The 21896-nt window shown below is 68.1% G+C and carries 22 protein-coding genes and 1 pseudogene; 8 read left to right on the forward strand and 15 right to left on the reverse strand.

From position 1 onward, the window contains the following. The 9 genes and pseudogenes from FA740_RS12565 to FA740_RS12605 all read right to left on the reverse strand — a co-directional run. Positions 1-142, reverse strand: a pseudogene (locus FA740_RS12565) (IS5/IS1182 family transposase); the annotation flags it as partial. Positions 143-904: 762 nt separating this feature from the next. Continuing rightward, positions 905-1543 carry an ABC-type transport auxiliary lipoprotein family protein gene (locus FA740_RS12570; RefSeq protein WP_136857128.1) on the reverse strand — a complete coding sequence of 213 codons (639 nt, stop codon included), beginning with the start codon at positions 1541-1543 and terminating at the stop codon, positions 905-907. 8 nt (positions 1544-1551) lie between these two features. Beyond that, entirely contained in the window at positions 1552-2799 is a 1248-nt protein-coding gene (locus FA740_RS12575) for an MlaD family protein (protein ID WP_136857129.1), read from the reverse strand. Between the two features lie 4 nt (positions 2800-2803). Continuing rightward, a complete protein-coding gene (locus FA740_RS12580) occupies positions 2804-3571 on the reverse strand; it encodes an ABC transporter ATP-binding protein (protein ID WP_136857130.1) in 768 nt (255 codons plus the stop codon). Then, complete coding sequence (locus FA740_RS12585) at positions 3568-4659, reverse strand: MlaE family ABC transporter permease (RefSeq protein ID WP_136857131.1); 1092 nt, start codon at positions 4657-4659, stop codon at positions 3568-3570. Before FA740_RS12585 ends, FA740_RS12580 begins: the two co-directional genes overlap by 4 nt. 147 nt (positions 4660-4806) lie before the next feature. After that, positions 4807-5385 (reverse strand): YceI family protein, encoded by a 579-nt coding sequence (locus FA740_RS12590; RefSeq protein ID WP_211243705.1) that lies wholly within the window; start codon positions 5383-5385, stop codon positions 4807-4809. A 107-nt stretch (positions 5386-5492) separates the two neighbouring features. Then, entirely contained in the window at positions 5493-6647 is a 1155-nt protein-coding gene (locus tag FA740_RS12595) for a cytochrome b/b6 domain-containing protein (protein WP_136857132.1), read from the reverse strand. 88 nt (positions 6648-6735) lie between these two features. Beyond that, the gene (locus tag FA740_RS12600) at positions 6736-7854 is read right to left on the reverse strand and encodes a Gfo/Idh/MocA family protein (protein ID WP_136857133.1); all 1119 of its coding nucleotides are present in this window, start codon (positions 7852-7854) and stop codon (positions 6736-6738) included. A 10-nt stretch (positions 7855-7864) separates the two neighbouring features. Then, positions 7865-8608, reverse strand: a complete 744-nt coding sequence (locus FA740_RS12605; protein WP_136857134.1) for a GntR family transcriptional regulator — start codon at positions 8606-8608, stop codon at positions 7865-7867. Positions 8609-8669: 61 nt separating this feature from the next. Here FA740_RS12605 and FA740_RS12610 point away from each other — a divergent pair, with 61 nt between their 5' ends. The 7 genes from FA740_RS12610 (at position 8670) to FA740_RS12640 (ending at position 15352) form a co-directional block, all read left to right on the forward strand. Then, a complete protein-coding gene (locus FA740_RS12610) occupies positions 8670-9824 on the forward strand; it encodes an LLM class flavin-dependent oxidoreductase (RefSeq protein ID WP_136857135.1) in 1155 nt (384 codons plus the stop codon). Position 9825: 1 nt separating this feature from the next. Continuing rightward, entirely contained in the window at positions 9826-10716 is an 891-nt protein-coding gene (locus FA740_RS12615; protein ID WP_136857136.1) for an aldo/keto reductase, read from the forward strand. Continuing rightward, on the forward strand, positions 10713-11219 hold the full coding sequence (locus FA740_RS12620) for a flavin reductase family protein (RefSeq protein ID WP_136857137.1): 507 nt from the start codon (positions 10713-10715) through the stop codon (positions 11217-11219). Before FA740_RS12615 ends, FA740_RS12620 begins: the two co-directional genes overlap by 4 nt. Positions 11220-11292: 73 nt before the next feature. After that, on the forward strand, positions 11293-11886 hold the full coding sequence (locus tag FA740_RS12625; RefSeq protein ID WP_136857138.1) for a TRAP transporter small permease: 594 nt from the start codon (positions 11293-11295) through the stop codon (positions 11884-11886). Beyond that, on the forward strand, positions 11886-13175 hold the full coding sequence (locus FA740_RS12630) for a TRAP transporter large permease (protein ID WP_136857233.1): 1290 nt from the start codon (positions 11886-11888) through the stop codon (positions 13173-13175). Before FA740_RS12625 ends, FA740_RS12630 begins: the two co-directional genes overlap by 1 nt. 20 nt (positions 13176-13195) lie before the next feature. Continuing rightward, on the forward strand, positions 13196-14242 hold the full coding sequence (locus FA740_RS12635; protein WP_136857139.1) for a TRAP transporter substrate-binding protein: 1047 nt from the start codon (positions 13196-13198) through the stop codon (positions 14240-14242). 102 nt (positions 14243-14344) lie between these two features. After that, entirely contained in the window at positions 14345-15352 is a 1008-nt protein-coding gene (locus FA740_RS12640) for a YeiH family protein (protein ID WP_136857140.1), read from the forward strand. A 55-nt stretch (positions 15353-15407) separates the two neighbouring features. Here the strand turns inward: FA740_RS12640 and FA740_RS12645 are convergent, their stop codons facing one another. Continuing rightward, on the reverse strand, positions 15408-16019 hold the full coding sequence (locus FA740_RS12645) for a hypothetical protein (protein WP_136857141.1): 612 nt from the start codon (positions 16017-16019) through the stop codon (positions 15408-15410). A 326-nt stretch (positions 16020-16345) separates the two neighbouring features. On the opposite strand from FA740_RS12645, the gene FA740_RS12650 reads away from it, so the two are divergent. After that, positions 16346-16750 carry a pore-forming ESAT-6 family protein gene (locus FA740_RS12650; RefSeq protein WP_136857142.1) on the forward strand — a complete coding sequence of 135 codons (405 nt, stop codon included), beginning with the start codon at positions 16346-16348 and terminating at the stop codon, positions 16748-16750. Between the two features lie 42 nt (positions 16751-16792). Here the strand turns inward: FA740_RS12650 and FA740_RS12655 are convergent, their stop codons facing one another. The 5 genes from FA740_RS12655 to FA740_RS12675 all read right to left on the reverse strand — a co-directional run bounded on the left by FA740_RS12655 (position 16793) and on the right by FA740_RS12675 (position 21813). After that, positions 16793-18031 (reverse strand): AI-2E family transporter, encoded by a 1239-nt coding sequence (locus FA740_RS12655; RefSeq protein ID WP_136857143.1) that lies wholly within the window; start codon positions 18029-18031, stop codon positions 16793-16795. Between the two features lie 125 nt (positions 18032-18156). After that, positions 18157-19383, reverse strand: a complete 1227-nt coding sequence (locus FA740_RS12660; RefSeq protein ID WP_136857144.1) for a saccharopine dehydrogenase family protein — start codon at positions 19381-19383, stop codon at positions 18157-18159. Positions 19384-19419: 36 nt separating this feature from the next. After that, entirely contained in the window at positions 19420-20517 is a 1098-nt protein-coding gene (nspC, locus tag FA740_RS12665) for a carboxynorspermidine decarboxylase (RefSeq protein WP_136857145.1), read from the reverse strand. Positions 20518-20621: 104 nt separating this feature from the next. After that, complete coding sequence (locus tag FA740_RS12670) at positions 20622-21017, reverse strand: hypothetical protein (RefSeq protein WP_136857146.1); 396 nt, start codon at positions 21015-21017, stop codon at positions 20622-20624. Positions 21018-21027: 10 nt separating this feature from the next. Further along, positions 21028-21813 (reverse strand): DUF6478 family protein, encoded by a 786-nt coding sequence (locus FA740_RS12675; RefSeq protein ID WP_136857147.1) that lies wholly within the window; start codon positions 21811-21813, stop codon positions 21028-21030. Between the last annotated feature and the right edge of the window lie 83 nt (positions 21814-21896).

Below are 21896 nucleotides of genomic sequence, written 5' to 3' on the forward strand. Positions count from 1 at the left end.
GGCGACCGGGCTTGCCATCAAACGGCGCAAGCCAGGACAGGTCCTTGTCCAGCCAGATCAGCAGCGACCCGCGCTTGCGAAGCGAGGCTGTGTAGCTAGACCAGTTCGTCGTGCGATAGCGGGCGGGCGATGGCTTGCTCATGCGGACCGTCTAACCGCATAGATTCACAAATGTGAATCCTCGAAGGTCAGAGTTCTGCAACAACGCCGGACCGCCACCGGCACGGTGGACGCGGCGGGGCGTGCCGCCGCCACGGCATGTCCGGACCGGTTCCAGCCGGAGCAGCGGCCGATATCCTGGTGGTTGCGCCGTCCGGGATCTGACCAGTCCGGGCAATGCTGGCCATACTGATCTTTGCCACGGTCGCCGGGTGTTCACGCGGAGTGAGAATCAGGCCGTCGTCATTCCGCGGGCGGGCGCGAGGTCATTGCAACGCGCGGTGGGGTGAGGCTTTGTTAGCCAATCCGCAGGACTATCCGACTGCTCAGCGCCGCCTCATCGCGAGGCCCTTTGCATTCGAGACCGTCATGTCCACCGATTTCCTGTTCCGCTGGTCCTGGACGCGAACAACGAGTTCTCGCTGAACAGCAGCCACCGCCTGTCCGTCGAGAACATCATCCCCGAGGAGACGCACACGTTCCAGTTTACCGCTACGCAGACCACGCATCACCTGATGATCCAGTCCGGAGCCGGGGTCGCCAATGCGTTTAACCGCTTCGACACCATCAGCGTCACGCCCACGGACTGACCCGCAGGGACCGCGCCAACATAAACAGACCCAAGCGCGCGGCCCCCGGCAATCGCCGGAGGGCCGCGCTCAGATACGCCGTCGGGTCTGGCGCTGCCTCCCGTTCGGGTGGCTGTCAACGGCCCTTACGGACGTTGGCGTCACCGGCGCGGGCCTCAGCGGCAGCTGGACGGCGCGACGCCAGACGCAGTCAGCGCCCATCCGCGCATCTGCCCCACCAGCTGGCGCGCGCCCGCGTCAAAGGCCGGGATCAGATCCGCGGTGCGGGTGCTGGCGGCGGGCACGGTGGCGGAAAAGCTGGCGCGGGATACGACATTGGCCTCCATCTCGCTGACCATCTGGGCATCGACGGTCAGGCGGATGACCACGCCGCCATCGGCCATCTCGGCATTGAAATCGCGAATGTCGCTGATCAGGGCGTAATCACCCGACAGGCCCAAGGGCGCGCGGCCCACATGGCGAAAGCTGCCCGTGGCGCCCAGGCTTTCGACCAGCAGGCGTTGCAGCGTCAGGGGCACGGTGTCGCCCCATTCCGCATCGGGCAGGTATTGCGTCTGCAGGACCGACGGGCGGATCATGATGCGGTTGCTGTCCAGCGTGCCGCGTGTCTTGGGCGGCTCGACCACCAGCTCGCCGATGCGGGCGGGGCCGCAGGTCAGCGCGGCGGGGGGGCGCAGCTCGAACAGGTCGCGCTCGGGTTCGCCCTGCAGGGCGGACAGCGCGCCGCATCCGGGCAGGGCGGCCATGGCTGCGACCGCAAGGGCGCGGATCAGACGGGTCGGGGGCAGGCGCATGGGGAACCTCATCTGCGGAATTCGGGGGTGCGGGGGCCGGTCAGCAGCTGCGCCGGGTTGCGCCGCAGGGTCGAGACCAGCTGATTCATGTTCTGGACCAGCGCGCGCATGTCCTGGGACAGGCGGGTGATCTGGGGCAGCGTGTCGCCCGCAAAGGACTGCACCGGCCCGCGCGCGCCGTCCAGCACGCCGCGCAGCGCGGCAAAGGCGGCGGCGGCATTGTCCGAGGCCTGGCGCAAGCTGGCGCTGATCTGCGGCAGGTCGGCGGGCAGGCTGGCCAGCGCGCCGTTCAGCGCCGCCAGCGTGGCGCGCAGGTCGGTGGCCACCGGGGCCAGGTCACGGCTGATCACGCCCTCGGCCGCGTCAAAGGCCCGCGTCCCCGAGGCCAGCGTCCGGTCCAGCCCGTCCAGACTGGCCAGACCGCGGTCGGTCAGCTGGGTCAACCCGGCGGCACTGCGTTCCAGCTGCTGGGTCAGCGTGGTCAGGTCGCCCGCGACATAGCCGTCCACCCCCTCCAGCGTAGCGGTCGCCGCGGCCAGCGTCGTCTCGGCCCGGCTGGCGGCATCGGCAAAGCGGTCCAGCGTGACGCCTGCGCTGCGGCTGAGGCCGTCCATCTGCGCGCCAAAGGCCGCGATGCCGGTGGCCGCCTGCGCGATGGCATCGGTGGCGGTCGCCACATCGTCCAGCGCCCGGTCCAGATTGCCGCTGGAGCGTTCGACATTGTCCAGGATCGCCGCCACCCGACCCTGGTTCTCGGGGCCCAGCACCTGGGTCAGCTGTTCGGCCACCAGGCTGAGGCGTTCGATGATCTGCGGCCCCTCGTCCGACAGCGTCTGCAACGCCGAGCGGCTGGAGGCGATGACCGGCACCGCCCCCGTATCGGCATCGCGCAGCAGCGGCGCGCGCGCCGACCCCGCGCTGATCGCGATCAGTGCCACCCCGGTCACGCCCTGCACCTCCAGGGCTGCGGTGCTGTCGGTGCGGATGGGCGTGTCCAGCGTCACCTCGATGCGCACGCGGACCGGCAGCGGGTTGCCGGGGGCCAGCTGCATGTCGATCACCCGCCCCACGGGCAGGCCCGCGAACCGCACCTCGGATGCGGCACCAAGGCCCGAGACCTCCGGGAAATACACGTCATACTGCTGAAACTGGCGGTCCAGCTGCAGGTTGGTGAACCACAGCACGAACCCCAGGATTCCCAGGAACCCCGCGATGGTAAAGGCGCCGATCAGGGCATAGCTGGCTTTGGTCTCCACGCGTCTACTCCTTGCCGGTGGCGGCGCGGGCGCGGGGCCCGTGGAAATATTCATGCACCCAAGGGTGATCGACGGTCAGCATATCGGCCATGGTGCCGGTGGTCAGCACGCGGCGTTCGGCCAGCACCGCCACCCGGTCGCAACAGGCATGCAGCGTGTCCAGATCATGCGTGACCAGAAACACCGACAGGTTCAGCGCGTCGCGCAGCGTCACGATCAGCCGGTCAAAGGCCGTGGCCCCGATCGGGTCCAGACCGGCGGTGGGTTCGTCCAGAAACAGGATCTCGGGGTCCAGGGCCAGGGCCCGGGCCAGACCGGCGCGCTTGCGCATGCCGCCCGACAGGTCGGCGGGGAAATCGGCATTGGCCTTCCACGGCAGGCCCGCCATGCTGACCTTCAGCTCGGCCAGACCCTCGCGTTGCGCATCGGTCAGGCTGGGCACGGCGCGCAGCGGCACCTCGACATTCTCGCGCACGGTCAGGGCCGAGAACAGCGCCCCGTCCTGAAACATCACGCCCCACCGCTGTTCCAGCGCGCGGCGGTCGTCGCCCGACAGCGCACCGATCTGGCGGCCCAGAACCTCGATGCTGCCGGCCTGCGTGGCCTCCAGCCCGACGATGGCACGCAGCAGAACCGACTTGCCGGTGCCCGAACCGCCGACCACGCCCAGGATCTCTCCGCGCCGCAGGTCCAGGTCCAGATCGTCATGGACCACATGCGACCCAAAGGCCGTGCGCAGGCCCCGGACGCGGATCACGGGGTCCCCGCTCACAGCCCGACCTGCGCGAAAAAGATGGAAAAGGCCGCATCCGCGATGATCACCGCAAAGATCGCGCTGACCACCGCAGAGGAGGTCATCCGCCCCAGGGATTCCGCGTCCTTGCCGACCTGCATGCCCGCGTGACAGCCGATCACCCCGATGATCAGCGCGAAGACCGGCGCCTTGAGCAGCCCGACGATGGCATGGGTCACGCTGATATCGGCCAGCCGCGCCAGGAACACGGCGGGCGATATCCCCAGCTCGACCCAGGACATCACCGCGCCCCCGATCAGCCCCGACAGCGCCGAGATCAGCCCCAGGATGGGCAGCATCACCACCAGCGCCAGCACGCGCGGCAGGATCAGCACCATGTCGGGGTCCAACCCCAGGGTGCGCATCGCGTCGATTTCCTGGCGCATCTTCATCGACCCGATCGACGCCGTCAGCGCCGATGCCGTGCGCCCCGCCACCACGATGGCGGTCAGCAGGATGCCCAGTTCGCGCAGGATGGAAATGGCGATCAGGTCCACGACAAAGACCTCGGCCCCGAACTGGCGCAGCTGGTCGGACCCCTGATAGGCCAGCACCACCCCGATCAGAAAGGACATCACCGCGACGATGGGCACAGCGCGCAGGCCGGTCTGCTGTGCATGATGGACCAGCGATGTCATCGGAAAGCGCGACGGCCTGCGGAGGCCGCGGGCCAGGGCGGCCAGCACGCGGCCCAGATATTCGGCCAGCTGCGCCAGATAGCGCAGCGCGCCCACCACCCGCGCCCCGGTCGCGACCAGCAGCCGCCGCCAGCGAGGGTCGGGCGCAGGGTCGGCCTTGCGCAGGGGCAGGGCCTCGGCGACGGTGTCCAGCAACCTCGCATGGCCCGCGGACAGCCCGACCAGATCGGCCCCCGCCGCGCGGCGCGCCACCAGATCCCAGGCCCCCGCCGTGTCCAGCCGCGACAGGCCGGACAGGTCGATCCGCGCCGAAGGGGAAACCGGGGCCAGCGCGCCAAGCGTCCACACGACCAGATCGCCGGACAGCATCACGCCGTTGTCGGACGGGGTGACGGACAGGTTGGAAAGGGACGCATCGCCGGTGGTCATGGCCGCTTGCACTCGCTTTCGTTCAGCCGTCAGTGCGCGTGCGGGGCCAAAAAGTCAATTCAAACCGCATGGTTCGCGCAAACCGCATCGCGCCATGCAAAAGGCCCGCGACGATGTCGCGGGCCTGATGGTCGTCCCTGCGCGGGATCACTCCTGCGGCATGGCCTCGACCGAGATGATCACCTCGACCTCGTCCGACACGGCGGGGGCGAACATGCCCAGGCCATAGTCGCTGCGCAGCAGGGTCGTGGTGGCGTTGAAGCCCAGCCACGGCTTGTTCTCCATCGGGTGGGTGCCCTGCTGGTTCAGCGTGGTGTCCAGCACGACCGACTGGGTCACGCCGTTCAGCGTCAGATCGCCGGTGATCAGCGCGGTGGTGTCGCCGGTGACCTCGATGCCCGTGGACACGAAGGTGACCTCGGGGGCGGCACCCTCGGCGCCGAAGAAGTCGCCCGACAGGAAATGCTCGTCACGGCCGGCAAAGCCGGTCATCAGCGAGGCGACGGGGAACGTGGCCTCGACTGAGGAGGCGGCCGGGTCCTCGGCGTCGAAGGTGATCACGCCGGTGATGTCGCCGAACATCCCGTAGGTGGTCGAAAAGCCCAGGTGGTCATAGTTGAACACGATCTGGCTGTGCGAGGTGTCCAGGTCATAGGCCACAGGCTCGGCCAGGGCGGCACCGGCGACAAGGGTCAGGGCGGCGGTCAGGGCGGTTGTTTTCAGCATCGAAATCTCCATTCGTTATGGGGGCACCATCCTTGCAAAAGGGGGTGCGGGGCAACTAGCGATGCGCGAACAGGCCCTGTCAGCCTGCGCACATCTGCGTGGGATCGTCAGCGCCGGGCGGTCAGGGCCACGGTCAGGTCCACCTCGAATCCCACCGTCGATTCATCGGAATAGCCCGCCCCCACCTGCCAGTCGCGGCGGTCCATGACCGCCTGACCCTGCATCTGCGCCAAGCCGTCGGTGATGGTCAGGGTAAAGGGCAGCGTGACGGGCATCTGCTGGCCGCGCAGGCTCAGCGGGCCTTCGGCGACATAGCCGTCGCCCTCGGGGCGGATGATGCCCTCAAAGACGGCGGTGGGGTTGGCGGCGACGTCAAAGAATTCGGCGCCCTTGGCCTGATCGGTGACGGTGCCGATGGTCACGCTGTCCATGTTGATGGTCACGGTCACCGCCCCTGCCCCGCTGTCCGGGTCAAAGGTGATCGCCGCCGTCCAGTCGGAGAACTGCCCGGTGACGGTCGACCCCATCTGGCGCACGGCGAAGCCCAGCGTCCCGTCCTGGACCTGCCAGTCCGAGGCCGCCTGTTCCAGCGTCGCACCGGGGGCCGCGTCAATGGGCCGGGTGGCCAGCGCATAGGCCGCCCCCGCCCCGAACACCGCCAGCGCGACCAGCGCGGGCATCAGGTGCCGCGCCACGATGCCGTCGCCCGCGGGCAGGCCCCGCGTCATGCGCGATAGCACGCCGTCGCGGTCGATCACGGCGTGCTTGACGGCGCCCGCCACATGCAGGGCGACCGACCCGATCAGCAGAAAGGCAAAGACGTGATGCACCTGCGCCATCGTCATCGCCAGCGCGGGCGATTTCGGCACCAGTGGCAGGCCCTGCCCCAGCGGCCACAGGATCGGGGCATAGCCCTCGGACGCGGCATGTTCGATCCAGCCGGTCACCGGGACCAGCACCATCGCGCCATAGAGGGTCCAGTGCACCGCCTCGGCCAGCAGCGTCTCAAGGCGGCGTTCGGGATGGACGGGGGCGGGGCGGGTCTGGGTCAGCGCCCAGCCGATCCGCGCCAGCGCCACGACCAGCGCCGCGATGCCCAGCGTCTTGTGCACGGAAAAGACCTGCACCTTGAGCGCCATCTGGTCCAGCGGGATGCGTTCGGCCCACAGACCCAGGGCGATGTTGGACAGGATGATCAGGGCGGTCAGCCAATGCAGGCTGCGGGCGACGCTGCCATAGCTGCGGGCGGTGTTGTGGCGCATGGGGGACCCTTGGTTCCGGTTTCCCCAGCCATAGCGCAGAACGCGCGGCGGGGGCACTGTCCCCGCCGCACATCGGCTGTGCGGGCCGTCACAGGTCGATGACGCGCCCTTCGGTCATGGCGGTCTGGGCCGCCAGGCCCATACGCACGGCCCAGATGCCGTCCAGGACCGTGACCTCGGGGGCTGTGCGCTGGCCGCGCACCAGCTCCAGGAACCGCTGATGCTGATAGAAGGTCGAGCCGTTGTGATCGCCCGCCTCCAGCAGGGTCGGATCGACCGGGATCTCATGGACCTGCGGCCCCTTGGGGTCGCGCGGCGACACGACCACCTGCGCCACCGGCGGCGCGCCCAGATGGTCGGGCCAGAACCGGGTCGGGCCGGGAACGAAGGCCTCGATCTTGCCCCGGGGGCCGACGGCGCTGATCTCCTCCTGCCAGCGGGCGCCCTCGGCGAACATGCACAGCTCCAGCATGGCGCGGGTGCCATTGGCGAAATCCACCGCGACATAGCCATGATCAAAGATGTCGGGCACCCGGCCGTCATGGGATTCGTCCAGATGGTTCACGGCCTGCCCGCCGGTCGCCATGACGCGCACCGGGTCCGACCCCATGGCCAGCCGCATCAGGTCAAAGAAATGGCAGCATTTCTCGACAAAGGTGCCGCCGGTCTGGTTGTTGAAGCGGTTCCAGTTGCCGACCTTGGACAGGAACGGAAAGCGATGCTCTCGGATCGAGAACATGCGGATGCCGCCGGTGGCATCCGCTGCCATCTCCAGCAGGCGCGCGACGGGCGGCATATAGCGGTATTCCATCGCCACCCAGACCGGCGCCGGGTAATCGGCGGCCAGCGCCTGGACCGCGGCCAGATCGCGCGGATCGGTGAACAGCGGCTTTTCCACCAGCACCGGCAGGGGGCGGCGGGCGGCGGCGGCCTGCAGCTGTTCGACATGGCGGTGATTCGGGCTGGCGATCAGCAGACAGTCCAGATCGGGCTGGGCCAGCAGCGCCTCGATGCTGTCCACGAAACGCGCATCGGGAACCAGGGCCGCGGCGCGGGCGCGCATCGCGGCGTCGGGCTCGAATATCGCGCCGACCGCGGTGCCGGGCAGCAGGGCGATGTTGCGCAGGTGTTCCTGACCCATCATCCCGCAGCCGATCACGCCATAGGTGATGGTGCGGCTGCGCAGGGGGGGCGGTTGCAGGGTCATGGGGCTCTCCTCAGATAAGGCGCTGGACGTACAGCGCCCGGTCGGTGTCGTACCAGGTGCGGGAATATTCGACCGCCTGCGCCCCCTGCGCCCAGGACAGGCGCTGGATGAAGGCGGCGGTCGCGCCGGGGCGCGGGGCGAATTCGGCGGGCGCCCAATCGGGGACGGTGCCCAGGCCCACGCGGTCCTCGGCCCGGGTGATCCACAGCTTCAGCGCGCGTTTATAGGTCAGATACAGCGAATCCTGGACCATCGCGGGCGGGATCTCTCCGGCGCCCGCATCCAGCCAGATCTCCTCGACGGCGATGGGCGTGTCGTCAAGGAACCGCAGCCGGCGGAACCGCGTGCCGTGATCCGAACTGCCATAGGCGGGCTGATCCGCATCCTTGGGCAGCAGATCGACCGACAGCAGCCGCGCGCGCGGCAGACCGCCGCCGCCCTGCGCATGCTCCAGCCGGAACATGGAATAGACCGCCCGCGTGGGCGCGCCCGCACGGATATAGTTGCCCGACCCCTGCCGCCGCTCCAGCAGGCCTTCGACCTCCAGCTCGGCCAGGGCCTTGCGCAGGGTGCGCACGGTGGTCGCATGGGCCTCGGCCATCTGGCGTTCGGGGGGCAGCTTCTGGCCGTCGATCAGGCGACCGGCGGCGATGTCGCGGATCATCATCTCGGTGATCTGCAGGTGGATCGGAAGCGCGTCCGACCGATGTTGCCCCCCCTGCGCCAAAAGATGCCCCCTAAATTGATGCACCATTGATTTACATCAAGGACAGGGCTAAGCAAAGGGAAATCGGACGTCATCCCGGGAGGAAACCATGACCGTCGTTCCCGTCACCTCAGCCGATCTGGACGCCGTCGAGGTCGCCTGGTTCTCGGCGCTGTGCTCCGACGATTACCGCCATCTGGGCGTGCCGGACGGGTCGCTGCGCTCATCCTGGGCGCATTGCTCGGACATCGTGCGCACGGCGGAACAGCAGGGATTCGGCAACATCCTGTGCCCGTCCAGCTATCAGGTCGGCCAGGACACGCTGTCCTTCGTCGCGGGCTGCGCGCCGATCACCGACCGCATCAACCTGCTGGCCGCCGTCCGCTGCGGAGAGATGCAGCCGATCATGCTGGCCCGCACCATCGCCACGCTGGATCACATGCTGGAGGGCCGCCTGACGGTCAACATCATCTCCAGCGACTTTCCCGGCCAGCAGGAGCCCAGCCCCTTCCGCTATCAGCGGTCGCGCGAGGTGGTCGAGATCCTGAAACAGGCCTGGACCCAGGACGAAATCAACTATCAGGGTCAGGTCTATGATTTCAGCGGCCTGACCACCGACCCGGTGCGCCCCTATCAGTCGGGCGGGCCGATGCTGTATTTCGGCGGCTATTCCCCCGATGCGCTGGACCTGTGCGGCCAGCATTGCGATGTCTATCTGATGTGGCCCGAAAAGACCGAGGACATCGCCGACCGGATGCGCGCCGCCCATGCCGCGGCCCAGAAATACGGCCGCACCTTGGATTACGGCTTTCGCGCCCATGTGATCGTCCGCGACACCGAGGCCGAGGCCCGCGAATACGCCCGCGACCTGGTCAGCCAGCTGGATGACGAACAGGGCCGCGCGATCCGCGAACGGGCGCTGGATGCAGGCTCTCTCGGCGTCAGCCGGCAGGCGCGCAACCGCGAGCTGGCCGATCTGGAGGGCTATATCGAGCCCAACCTGTGGACCGGCGTGGGCCGGGCGCGGTCGGGCTGCGGCGCGGCCATCGTCGGATCGACCGATCAGGTCCTGACCAAGCTGGAGGAGCTGCGCCGCATGGGCATCCGCGCCTTCATCCTGTCGGGCTATCCCCACGAGGACGAGGCCTGCCATTTCGGCAGCCGCGTCCTGCCGCAGATGAACACCTGCCAGTTGAACCGTGTCCAGGGCCGCGTGCCCGACACCACCCCCGCAACGCCCCTGGGCACCGGCGAAAGGCGCTGAGATGAACCGTGTGACGCTGAACAACGACGTATCGCTGTCGCGGCTGGTCTATGGCATGTGGCGGATCGGCGACGACGCCGATACCAGCCCCGCCCATGTCCAGGCCAAGATCGAGGCCTGCCTGGCCCAGGGCATCACCACGATGGACCAGGCCGACATTTATGGCGCCTATACCGCCGAAGGCATCATGGGCGCCGCCCTGCGCGCCAGCCCCGGCCTGCGCGACCGGATCGAGATCGTCACGAAATGCGACATCATCGCGCCGATCGGCAAATACGCCGACGCCGCCTGCAAGCATTACGATACCTCGGGCGACCACATCCGCGCGTCGGTCGACAATTCGCTGCGCGACATGGGCACCGACCGGATCGACCTGCTGCTGATCCACCGCCCCGATCCGCTGATGGACCCCGATGACACGGGCGCGGCGCTGGACGCGCTGGTCGCGTCGGGCAAGGTCCGCGCGGTGGGCGTGTCGAATTTCCGCCCCTGGGACGTCGAGCTGCTGCAGGCGTCGATGCAGACCAAGCTGGCCACCAACCAGATCGAGATCTCGCTGGCGGCGCCCGCGCCCTTCACCAATGGCGATCTGGCGTTCCATCAGCGCCGCCGCGACCCGGTCATGGCCTGGTCGCCCCTGGGCGGCGGCAGCCTGATGACCGGTCACGGCCCCGTTGCGGCCGAACTGGACGCGCTGGCCGCCGAATTCGGCGTGGACCGGGCGGCGGTGGCCGTTGCGTTCCTGTTGCGTCACCCGGCGACCATCATGCCGGTCCTGGGCACCAATTCGCTTGCGCGGATCGCGCGGATCGCGGATGCCGGAACGGTCGGGCTGGACCGCGTGCAGTGGTTCCGCCTTTACCAAGCAGCCCTTGGGCAAGAGGTGCCATGACGCGTCCGATCCCGCACAGTTTCGTCCCCGATGCGCAGAACGGGCGGCTGCTGCGCGACGCCTTTGGCCGCTTCGCCACCGGCGTCACCGTGGTCACCGCAGCCAGCGATGATGGCTGCGCGGCGATGACCGCCAACAGCTTTTCGTCGATCTCGATGGACCCGCCGCTGGTGATGTGGGCGCCCGCCCGCGCCAGTTCCCGGTTTCCGATGTTCGCAAAGGCCGCGCATTTCGCGGTCCATGTGCTGGCCGCCGACCAGGCCGACCTGGCCTGGACCGTGGCACGCAACCGCAACGCCCTGGACGAGGCCGGGCTGGTCGCGAACCCCGAAGGCGTGCCGGTCTTGGACCGCTGCCTGGCGCGGTTCGATTGCGGCCTGTTCGCCATGCACGAGGCGGGCGACCACATGATCGTCGTCGGGCGCGTCCTGCGCGCCCAGATCACCGAAGGCGAGCCGCTGGCCTTCTTCGGCGGCCAGATCGCGGGGATCGCGCGCGGCTGAGGGCACGACACAAGGCGCGGCCCGTCCGGGGGAGGATTGGCCGCGCCCTAGAAACGGGGGGAGGAACCATCCGATGAGCCTGCTGAGGGGCCTGATCCGGCCGCTGTCCTGGATCAACGAACGCCTGCTGCGCGCGGGCCGCGCGGTGGGGATCCTGGCCATCGGGGTGATGGTCGCGGTCACCATTGCGCAGGTCGTCGCGCGGTACGGCCTGAACAGCGCGCTGGCCTGGCCGGACGAGGCCGCACGCTTCTGCATGCTGTGGATGACCGGGCTGATGGCGCCGACCGCGTTCCGGCGCGGCGGATTCGTGGCCATCGACTTTGTCCCGACGCTGCTGCCCGCGACGCTGGCGCGGCTGCTGAACCTGATGCTGCTGTCGGTGTCGCTGCTGGTGATGATCGTCGCCGTCCAGATCGGCTGGCGCGAGGTCGTGGGCCTGGGCGGGCGGTTCGCCAGTGCGTCGCTGTTCATCCCCACCTCCTGGGGTCTGGACAGCTGGTACCGGGTGCCGCGGTCCTGGATGATGGCGTCGATTCCGACCGGACTGGTGCTGCTGATCGCGGTGAACGTGGAACTGATCCTGCGCACGCTGGCCGATCTGGCGGGCACGCGCGACCTGCCCCCGATCGAGGGGCTGGACCCAGCCCTGAGGGGGGCCGAATGATGCTGATCTGGTTCCTGCCGCTGTTTCTGGTGTTCCTGCTGATCGGCCTGCCGGTGGTCTTCGGCATGCTGGCCGCCCCCGGCATCCTGTTATGGCTGAACGGGCAGGAGCGTGACCTGACGCTGCTGTATCGCAACCTCTATAACGGCATCGACAGCTTCCCGCTGATGGCGATCCCCTTCTTCATGCTGGCGGGCGAATTGATGAACCGGGGCGGCATCACGCTGCGCCTGGTGGAATTCGCGCAGGCGCTGATGGGGCATTTCCGCGGCGGGCTGGCGCATGTGAACATCCTGTCGTCGATGCTGTTCGCGGGCCTGTCGGGGTCGGCGGTGGCCGATACCTCGGCGCTTGGGTCGATGCTGATCCCGGCGATGGAAAAGCAGGGCTATACCCGCCGCTTTGCCGCCGCGATCACGGCGGCCAGCTCGGTCATCGGGCCGATCATCCCGCCCTCGGGGATCATGATCATCTATGCCTATGTGATGGGCGAAAGCGTGGCGGCGCTGTTCCTGGCGGGCATCGTGCCGGGCATCCTGGTCGGCGTGGGCCTGATGCTGGTCGTCAAGCTGATGGCCGACAAATACGACTTTCCCATCGCCTCGCGCCGCCAGAGCTGGCCCGAGCGCGGCCAGGCCAGCCTCAAGGCGTTCTTTCCGCTGATGACCCCGGTCATCATCCTGGGCGGCATCCTGGGCGGCGTCTTCACACCGACCGAGGCCGCCGCCGTGGCCGTCCTCTATGCGCTGGTCATCAGCCTGTTCGTGCTGCGCACCATGAGCATCTCGGAGCTGCCCGACGTGCTGGGCCGCGCGGCGCTGACCTCGGCGGTGGTGCTGCTGCTGGTCGGGGCGGCGATGTCGTTCAAGACCGTCGTATCCCTGTCACAGACACCGCAGATGATGGCGGACTGGATCCTGACCCTGACGGCGAACCCGCTCTTGCTGCTGCTGATGATCAACATCCTGCTGTTCGTCGTGGGCATGTTCCTGGATGCCGGCCCCGCGATCATCATCCTGGCGCCGATCCTGGGGCCGGTCTTTACCGGCATGGGCGTCGACAGCGTGCATTTCGCCATCATCATGTGCGTGAACCTGACCGTCGGTCTGGCCACGCCACCCATGGGGCTGGTGCTGTTCGTGGCCGCCGCGGTATCGGGCGAAAAGGTCATGACCATCGCCCGCGCCATCCTGCCGTTCCTGGCGGTCGAGGTCTTCGTGATCTTCCTGATCACCTATTTCCCCGCCATTTCCATGACGATCCCGCGCCTGACGGGTTTCGCGAACTGACCACCAAGGGAGGACTGACAATGCTGAAGACCACTCTGGCCCTGACCGCCGCACTGGCGCTGGCCACCCCGGCGATGGCGCAGGAATACACCCTGCGCGCAGTCGCCAATTCGAACGAGAACGACGAGGATTTCGACGGCCTGCAGGTCTTCAAGTCCCATGTCGAGGCCGCCTCGAACGGCGCCATCGCGGTCGAGATCTTCATGGGCACGCAGCTGTGCTCGAACGGGACGGAATGCCTGCAGGGCGTGGCCGACGGCTCGATCGACGTCTATATCTCGACGCTGGACGGGGCGGCGGGGCTGTTCCCGTATTTCCAGGTGCTGGACCTGCCCTATATCATGGCCGACGACCGGGTGGCCGAACGCGTCCTGTCGGGCGATTTCATGCGCGACCTGCGCGACCGCGCCCTGGCCGACAGCGGCGACACGCTGCGCCTGATGACCATCGGCAATACCGGCGGCTGGCGCAATTTCGCCAACACGCAGCGCCGCGTGCAGACCCCCGCCGACCTGCAGGGCCTCAAGCTGCGCACCGTGGTGGCCGACCTGCCGCAGGAGCTGGCCCGCGCGATGGGCGCATCGCCCACCCCGATTCCCTGGCCCGAGCTGTTCACCTCGCTGCAGACCAACGTGGTAGAGGGCACCGCGAACGGCATCACCGACATCATGTCGATGCGCTTCCCCGAGGCGGGTCTGCGCCATCTGACGCTGGACGGGCATGCCTATATGGGCGCCTATTGGTGGATGTCGAACGACAGCTTTACCGCCATGCCCGAGGACATGCGCCGCATCGTCGTCGACGGCTTCTATCAACTGCAGCAGGCGACTTTTGCCTCGCCCAAGCGCAAGTCCATCGCGGCCTATGAGGAATTCGCGGCCGCCGGCGGCGAGGTCTATGTCCCCACCCCCGAGGAAAAGGCCGCCTTCACCGAGGCCGCCGCCCCGGTCTATGAGTGGTTCACCGCCAGCGTGGACGGCGGCGACGAGATCCTGGCCCAGTTCCGCGAGGCCGTGGCCCAGGCCGAGACCGAGCTGGCCGCCGAACGCGACCGCGACATCCGCTGACCCCAGTGGCGGGGGCCGCGGCCCCCGCCCCATCCCCGCCCCTTCGCGGGCGTGACGTCCGGCCCTGCCTGATCGCGGGCCCCATCCCCGGAACCCTGCCCCATGCCGATCCGCCTTCCGTCACTGCCCGAACGCCTGCGCGTTCTGGCCCCCGGCCTGATGCTGGCCGTCACCGTCGCCATGGCGGCCCAGTTCCTGTCCACGCATTACGGCGCGCCGGTCATGCTGATGGCGATCCTGCTGGGCATGCCGCTGCATTTCCTGGCCGAGGATGATCGCGCCGGTCCCGGCATCGACTTTGCCGCGCGCGGATTGCTGCGCGCGGGGGTGGCGCTGCTGGGGTTGCGGGTGTCGCTGGACATGGTGGCGGCGATCGGCTGGCCCTTTGTCGCGCTGATCGCGGCATCCATCGCGGCGGTGATCCTGGGGTCCATCGCGCTGGCACGGCGGGTGGGACAGGACCGCGCCTTTGCGATGCTGACTGGCGGATCGGTCGCCATCTGCGGCGCGTCGGCCGCCATGGCGATATCCTCGGTCCTGCCGCAGCGAGAGCGGTCCGAGCGTGACCTGTCCTTCACCGTCATCACCGTCACGGCCCTGTCGACGGTGGCGATGATCCTCTATCCGATGCTGGCGGCGGGGCTGGGGCTGGACGCGCATCAGACCGGGCTGTTCCTGGGCGGCACCATCCATGACGTGGCCCAGGTCGTGGGCGCGGGCTATTCCGTGTCCGAGGGCACAGGCGACATCGCCACCGTGGTCAAGCTGATCCGCGTCACCCTGCTGGCGCCCGTGGTGCTGATCGCGGCGCTGGTTCTGAGCCGGACCAGCCCGGCAACCGGCCCGCGCCCGCCCCTGCTGCCGGGATTCGTGCTGGCCTTTCTGGTGCTGGCTGCGGCCAATTCCGCGCATCTGGTCCCCGCGACGGTGGTCGAGGGCGCCTCGGTCCTGTCCCGCGCGCTGCTTGTCGCGGCGGTCGCGGCGGTCGGCATGAAGACCGCGCTGGCCCGTCTGGCCCAGGTCGGCCCGGCGGCCATCGTCATGCTGCTGGTGCAGACGGCGGCCCTTGCGGCGCTGATCGGGGTGCCGCTGGTCCTGGGGCTGGTCTGAGCCACGAAAAAGGCCGGGCACATGGCCCGGCCTTGATCCAACTGCGGGGGCGCGATCAGCCCTCGTTGCCATCCGTCTCGGCGCCGCCATCGGCGTCGATGCCGGTCTCGCCCTCGGTGGGGGTCGGCAGGACGGCGTCGGACGGGATCGTCTCGAACACCGGATCGCTCTCATCGCCCTCGACCGATGCGGTCGGCGTATCTAGCGGAACCTGGTTCTGACCGCTGAAGTTGGTCGAATCCGGCGTCTCGCTGGTCGGCTCGTCGCCATCTGTGGACGTCGCCGGGTCGACCGTGGCACCAGCCGCCGGTGCGTCCGGCGCAGGTACCGTGGTCGCAGGCTCGACGCCATCGACCAGAACCAGCGTGCCGTCGGTGTCGCTGAAGATCATCTCGGTCGGCAGGCCGCCGCGCTCGCCGGTCACGATCAGCGTGCCGTCGGCGCGCGTCACAACGACGTTCTCGTAGCCTTGGGCGGACAGGCTGTCGATGACCTCCTGATCCGTCTCGACGCTGGTCAGCACCGGGAATTCGACGGCGTCCATGGTGGTCATCTCGGCAGGGGCCTCGGTCGTGGCGGTCTGCGCAAAGGACGCGGTCGCCATCAGGGTGGCCAGAATGGCGGCCTTGCCACCCAGTTTCACGGTTGCGATCGGATTGCTCGTCATGACGTCTCTCCTGAATTGCATGTGCGGCAAATGCCGCTGTCTGGATGGTCAACGGGCCGAGGGCGAGTCGGTTCAATCACCTTGCCATCACCGCCTCGTGATCCGACGGCAGACCGAACGGCAACCTCAGCAAAACGTGTCTGCGGGTGGCGGCATGCGCTGGAACCTGCCGGTGGGCGGGGGTGCGAAACGCGGCGTTCCGGCGGTGCGCCGCCGGTCAAGAGGGCGATGTTCTGCAAGGTCGGGCCATTCCGGCATGCAGGGCCTAGGTCCGGTTCGACGCCACGCGGACAAGGCGTGGGCGCAAAGACGCAAAAGGAGATGACATGACCCGCACACTGGCAATCGCCCTGGCCCTGGGCCTGGCCCCCGCCGCGGTCCTGGCACAGGAAGCAGCCCCCGATGCCCCGGAGGCCACCGCCCCCGACCCCGCCGCCACCTATGAGGCCGCGCGCAATCAGTTGGGCATCCTGCAATACTGCAATGATCAGGGGTTCAGCGGCCCCGAGGCCGTCGAGGCGCAGGCACAGCTGGTCGCGCTGCTGCCCGAGGGCGACCCCGCTGCGGGCGAGACCGCCGAGCTGAAGGGCGCCGAGGGCACCGTAGCCTTGGGCGACACCGAACTGACCATGGCCGAGGCGGTTGAGGCGCGCGGCAGCACGGTCGAGGCCACCTGCCAGCAGATCGAGGCCGCGGTCAACGAGATCGCCCCCTCGCTGCCCGCGGGCTGAGGCCGCGCAGGCCGGACCGGGGCGACAGGATCGCCCCGGTCCTCAGTCGTCCTGGGCGGCGGCGACCACCTGGGCCGTGGCGACACGGGCGGCGGCGCCGTCCTCGGCCTCGGCCCCGGCCTCGACCAGTTCGCGGGCCTCCTCCTCATCCTCGTCCGTCAGGGCCGGAGGCTCGTCTCCCGCCAGAAAGTTGCCGAACTTTTCCCAACCCGGAATGTGATCGGCCAGCACGCGCAGCACGACCAGCACCGGCACCGCGATGATCATCCCGATCACCGACCACAGCCAGGCCCACAGCGCGACGCCCAGGAACACGACGACTGTGTTCATCTGCAACCGGCGCGACACGAAATAGGGCGTGATGATCTGCCCCTCCAGCGAGGTCAGCCCCAGATAGGTCAGCGCGACCATCGCCGGCCAGAACAGCCCCGGCATGACCACCAGCGCCACGATAGCCGAGATGACCACCCCCGTGATCGCCCCCAGATAGGGGATGAAGTTCAGAACGAACGCCCCGATCCCGAACAGCAGCGCGCCGGGCATCCCCCAGGCCCACATCGCCAGGCCGATGGCCAGACCCAGGCCCGCATTGATGATCGCGATGGCACCCAGATAGTTGCCCAGGGAATCCTCGATCTGGCGCAGGGCCAGATAGGCGCCGCGTTTGTCGCGCATCCGGTCAAAGCTCTGCACGATCTTGAGATACATCAGATCGCCCGACGCGATCAGGAAGAACAGCAGGATCAGCGTGAACATGACCTGCGCCACCAGCAGGGGCGCCATCGTCATGACCATGCCCAGGGTGGTCTCTCCCTCCTGCTCGACGCGGATGGCGGGGCGGGGGTCGTCACCCGAGCCGCCGCCCTGGGCCTCGTCGATCTGGCGCGCGGCGTCGCGCAGGTCCGACAGGCTTTCGCGGACATTGTCGAACTTCTGCTCCAGCTGGGCGCTGATGACGGGCATGTTCGTCATCGCCCGGCTGAGGGGACCGCTGGCGGCATAGGCGATGACCCCGACCACCAGCAGGATCGACAGGGTGATCCCCGCGGCGGTCGCCGCATCGGGAATGCCGCGCCGCTGCGCCAGTCGCCTGAGCGGCGTGAAGACGAAGAATAGCAGCATGGCCATGGTCACGGGCATCAGGAAATCGCGCCCCGCCGCGACAGCCGAAAAGCCCAGGATCAGGAAGATGCCGATGACCGCCCAATTGGCCAGCACCGGGACCTTGCTGTCCGAACGCTGCGAGAAACGCGGAAAAGACTGCCCCTCAGGACTCGGCATGTGGATATCCCCCGATGACGGCGCCGCGTTCCCCAACGCATGGGGCGCCCATGTGCTGCGCAAACGCAAACGGCGGCCCGGATGTTCCGGGCCGCCGTCCAAGTGCGCAGATCAGGGCGCGCGGGTCAGAGCGCGTGGTCGCCCTCGGCATCGATGACGCGGGTCGGCAGGCCCATCTGGCCCAGCAGCTCCAGGAAGGGACGGGCGGGCAGATCCTCGACATTGGCCATCTTCCTGGCGTCCCAGGGACCGCGCGCGATCAGGATCGCGGCGGCGACCGGCGGCACGCCCGCGGTATAGCTGATGCCCTGGCTGCCGACCTCCTCGAACGCCTCCTTGTGGTCGGCGACGTTATAGATGAAGACCTCTGCCTCCTTGCCGTCGCGGGTGCCGCGGACCAGATCGCCGATGCAGGTCTTGCCCTCGTAATCGGGGGCCAGGCTGGCCGGGTCGGGCAGCACGGCCTTGACCACCTTCAGCGGCACGACATCGGTGCCATCGGCCAGCGTCACCGGCTGTTCGGACAGCAGGCCCAGCTTCTGCAGGACGGTAAAGACGTTGATGTAATGCTCGCCAAAGCCCATCCAGAACCGCACGTCGGCATCCGGATAGCGGGCGGCCAGGCTGTGGACCTCATCGTGGCCGGACAGATAGGCGGTGCGCTTGCCCACCACGGGCAGGTCCCATTCGCGGCCGACCTCGAACATGCGGTTCTCCTGCCAGACGCCCTGCTGCCAGGAATAGACCGTGCCGGTGAATTCGCGGAAATTGATCTCAGGGTCGAAATTCGTGGCGAACCAGCGGCCATGGGACCCTGCGTTGATGTCCACGATGTCGATGCTGGTGATCGTGTCGAAATACTCGTCCTCGGCCAGGCGCGCATAGGCGTTGACGACGCCCGGATCGAAGCCCGCGCCCAAGATCGCGGTGATGCCCGCCTTGGCCACGTCCTCGCGGCGCTTCCATTCGTAATTGCCATACCAGGGCGGCGTCTCGCAGACCTTGGAGGGGTCCTCGTGGATGGCCGTGTCGATATAGGCGGCGCCCGCGCGGATGCAGCCCTCCAGCACGGTCATGTTGATGAAGGCCGTGCCCACGTTGATGACGATGCCCGCCTCGACCTTGCGGATCAGCGCCTCGACCGCGTCCGCGTCCATCGCGTCCAGCGCGTGGCTGGTCCAGGGCATGTCATGGCCCTTGTCGCGCAGGCTGGCGATGATGTCATCGGCCTTGGTCTGCGTGCGGTTCGCGATATGCAGGTCGCCAAATTCGGCCGCCCATTGCGCGACCTTGTGGGCGGTGACCTGCGCCACGCCGCCCGCACCGATGATGAGCACGTTCTTCTTCGCCAATTCTGTCTCCTTCAGGTGGCAGAGGATGGGTGGCCCTTACGACAGGCTGCCTTTGAATTCGTCATAGCCGAAGCTGCGGACGGTGCGGATCGTCCCGTCCTCGTCGCGGATCGCGATCGAGGGCATGGCGACCCCGTTGAACCAGTTCTTCTTGACCATGGTATAGCCCGCCGCATCCTGGATGCTGACCCGGTCGCCGATCTGCAGGGGCCGGTCAAAGCCCGCCTCTCCGAAGATGTCGCCGGCCAGGCAGGTCTTGCCCGCGATCTGATAGCGATGGTCGCCTTCCTGCGGCAGGCGGGCGTCCTGGCGATAGATCAGCAGGTCCAGCATATGCGCCTCGGTCGAGCTGTCCACGATCGCCACGGGCTTGCCGGTGTCGATGATGTCCAGGACGCTGACCTCCAGCGTGGTGGTGTTGGTGATGCTGGCCTCTCCGGGCTCCAGATAGGCCTGCACGCCGAACCGGTCCTGGAAGGCCTTCAGGCGGTCGGCCAGGCGGTCCAGCGGATAGCCCTCGCCGGTGAAATGGATGCCGCCGCCCAGGGACACCCAGTCCAGCCGGTGCAGGATCGCGCCGAACTCGTCCTCGATGCGGGTCAGCTGACGGTCGAACAGGTCGAAATCGCCGTTCTCGCAATTATAATGGATCATCACGCCGCTGATGCGATCCAGCGCGGATTCCAGACGCTCGACCTGACCCTCACCCAGACGCGAGAAGGGCCGCGCCGGGTCGGCCAGATCGAACCCGCTGGTGGAAAAGCGCGGGTTCAGCCGCAGGCCGGTGGCGATGCCCGCCGCCTTGGCGCCAAAGCGGTCCAGCTGCGACAGGCTGTTGAAGATGATCTTGTCGGCATAGGACACGGCCTCGTCGATCTCGTGATCGGCCCAGGCCACGGAATAGGCATGGGTCTCCTTGCCGAAGGTCTCGCGCCCCAGCCGCAGCTCATACAGCGACGAGGACGTGGTGCCGTCCATGTAATCGCGCATCAGGTCGAACACCGACCAGGTGGCAAAGCATTTCAACGCCAACAGCGCCTTGGCCCCCGACGCCTCGCGCATATGGGCGACCTTTTCCATGTTCGCGCGCAGACGGGCCATGTCGATCAGATAATGCGGCGTCTGCAGCGTCATGGGAAACCTTCTTTCGGACAGCGGGAGGGGGGGCGGCGCGAAGCCGCGATATAGACACGCCCCCCGCTTTTCGCAAGGAACCATGACAGCCCGGTGACGCGCGATCAGGCCCCGCGCGTCTCGACGGCAAAGCGGCGCAGCTCACGCTTGACCAGCTCCAGTTCGGCCCGCAGGGTCGCGATCTCGGTGGTCAGGTCGTCGTCCAGCGGGCGCCCCGCCAACACCGGCAGACGCGCCAGCAGGTGGCCCTCGGGGCGGCTGTCCTGACCCTCGGGCCCGTCATCGGCCTTCAGCAGCAGGGTCTGCAACCCGTCCGACAGAACCTCGGGTGGCAGGTCGACCTCGACCAGCCAGGCGGCATCGCCATCGGCGGTCAGGCGGGCCTGGGCCAGCACCTCGGCATGCTGGACCAGCACGACGCGGGCGGGGGCATGGTCCATGCCGGTCAGGCGACCGCGCCACGTCCCGCCCTTCAGCCCGTGATTGTCGAAATGCGGCATGGCGGTCTCCTCAGATCTGGGCGCGGGGGTGGCGCGACAGGATCACGTCGCGCAACACGACCGCGTTCATGAAGGGCGCCTCGAAGATCAGGTCCAGCCAGACCTTGTCCACGGTCCGGGACGACAGCTGGGAATAGCCCAGGTCGAATTCGACGGTGCGGTCGCAATGGCGGCCCTGAATCGGGTCGCCCATCTTGCGCAACAGGTTTTCTGTGTTGGGACCCTGCTGGACGTTCAGCCGGGCGTAGACGGTGATGGGGCGTTCGGCCTGCAGCGTCGCGTCCAGCCGGACGATGTGATGCCCGCCCAGATCGGCCAGCGCATCGGGCGGCAGCGTCAGCGAGAATGACAGGAAGCTGCCGGCAAAGCCCATGACCTCCAGCGCCAGCCCGTATTCCGACAGGTCGGTGGCGCGGCGGTTGCGCAGCTGGCGCAGGATCAGCGCGCGCTCGGGGCAGTCGTGGAACAGCGCGATCTCCTCGGACAGCCACTTGCCGTCGGGGGGCGCGATCAGCGCGGCGTCGGGATGGCGCGCGTGCAGCACCTGCGGACGCCAGCGCCAGTCGGTGCCGGCAGGCAGCTCGATCCGCGACAGGGAGTCGCGGGCCTCGACGTCATTGGCATCGGCGGCCTGCAGAAACCGCGACAGGATCTGCTGCAGCGCGCGCGCCTCTTTGCGCAGGTTCGCAGGGACCGGGTTTCTGCCGCGCAGCGCCGCACTCAGTAACCGCTGCCATTGGGCGGTGACCCGCGCGCGCAGTCGGCGCGACAGCCACCCGTGGTCAAGCAGCGCCATGCACGCGCCCGTCGATCCGCTGGATGACTGATCTGCCACCATACGGGATTGCTCCGGGGCTGATCCTGTTAAAGCTGTGATTT

This window comes from Paracoccus hibiscisoli (assembly GCF_005048265.1).
GTDB classification, from domain to species: Bacteria; Pseudomonadota; Alphaproteobacteria; order Rhodobacterales; family Rhodobacteraceae; genus Paracoccus; species Paracoccus hibiscisoli.